Genomic DNA, 1,310 nt, shown 5'->3' with positions numbered 1-1,310 from the left:
ATGTTAATATCCCCTCATAGTAGACAGTAAAAAGAAAGGGTTGTACTGTCTACTTTGGAGGGGATTTTTTTATGGGGAAAATTAGAAAAACTTATTCAAAAGAAATCAAGCTTAAAGCGATAGATATGTATGTAAATAATCATATGGGTTCTACTTCAATTGCCAATGAATTAGGAATTTCAGTATCAATAGTGAAACGCTGGATATCTCACTATAATCGAGAAGGATTTCAAGGATTAGATGAAAAGAGAGGAAGGTCAAATAGTCCACTACAAGGAAGACCTAGAAAATCACCTGAAAGCGAGGCTGAAAAAATCAACCGATTAGAAGCAGAGAATGCTTATTTAAAAAAGCTCTTAGCTGCGAAAAGGAGGATGATACAGGAAAAGAAAAATCAATAGAATACAGTATAATTAATGAACTTAAAAATCAATTTACAGTTGTTATTTTATGTAAGATAGCAGGTGTTTCAAAAAGTGGGTATTACAAATGGTTAACACGTCAGAGTAGCCCTACTAAAAAAGATTTAGAAGATCAATCAATCGTGAAAAAAATTATTGAATGCCAACAAGATCCAGATATTAATTGGAGTTATGGTTATCCAAGAGTTAAAACTTGGCTGAATAAAGTGTATGGGCTAAAAGTGAATCATAAGAGAATATATCGCTTGATGAAATCAAATAAGATACAAGCTAAGATACGAAAAAAGAAATGGAAACACTTTGGACGTAAGGAAAAATTTGTACTTTCAAGTAACTATTTAAATAGAGATTTTTCAGCTAATCGTCCAAATGAAAAATGGGTAACAGATATTACCTACTTACTCTTTAATGGGAAGAGAATCTATTTATCTTCTATATTAGACCTATATAATAATGAGATAGTCGCTTATAAAATAAGTGAAAGAAATGACCTGAAATTAGTAGCTGATACTGTAAAAGAAGCTATAAAAAATAGGGATGTCAGAGGTCTCATATTACATAGTGATCAAGGGTTCCAGTACACTTCAATGAGATATAACCAACTTTTAAGTAAATACAATATTAAAGGAAGTATGTCTAGAAAGGGGAATTGCTTAGATAACGCATGTATGGAAAGCTTTTTTAGTCACTTTAAAACCGAATGTTTATACCGTTATCATTTTGAGACTTCGCAAGAGGTTAAAATGGCAGTGAAAAAATATATTAAGTTTTATAACAATAAACGTTTTCAGAAAAAATTAAATAACCTTAGCCCTTTAGAATATAGGGCTAAGGCAGCTTAAATAGTGTACCTTTTATTTAAGTGTCTACTTGACAGGGATAAGACCA

At 31.2% G+C, this 1,310-nt stretch carries 2 protein-coding genes; both read left to right on the top strand.

Features of this window, described 5'->3' with window-relative positions:
- Window positions 1-71: 71 nt before the first annotated feature.
- Complete coding sequence (locus tag CN946_RS20845) at window positions 72-401, top strand: helix-turn-helix domain-containing protein (protein ID WP_098862839.1); 330 nt, start codon at window positions 72-74, stop codon at window positions 399-401.
- Complete coding sequence (locus CN946_RS20840) at window positions 323-1,264, top strand: IS3 family transposase (protein ID WP_141546956.1); 942 nt, start codon at window positions 323-325, stop codon at window positions 1,262-1,264. Before CN946_RS20845 ends, CN946_RS20840 begins: the two co-directional genes overlap by 79 nt.
- The last annotated feature ends 46 nt before the right edge of the window (window positions 1,265-1,310 follow it).

This window comes from Bacillus sp. AFS053548 (assembly GCF_002575105.1).
Taxonomy (GTDB): domain Bacteria; phylum Bacillota; class Bacilli; order Bacillales; family Bacillaceae_G; genus Gottfriedia.
The sequence above is the reverse complement of the archived record's forward strand: the minus strand, read 5'-3'. Positions and strand labels throughout refer to the sequence as shown.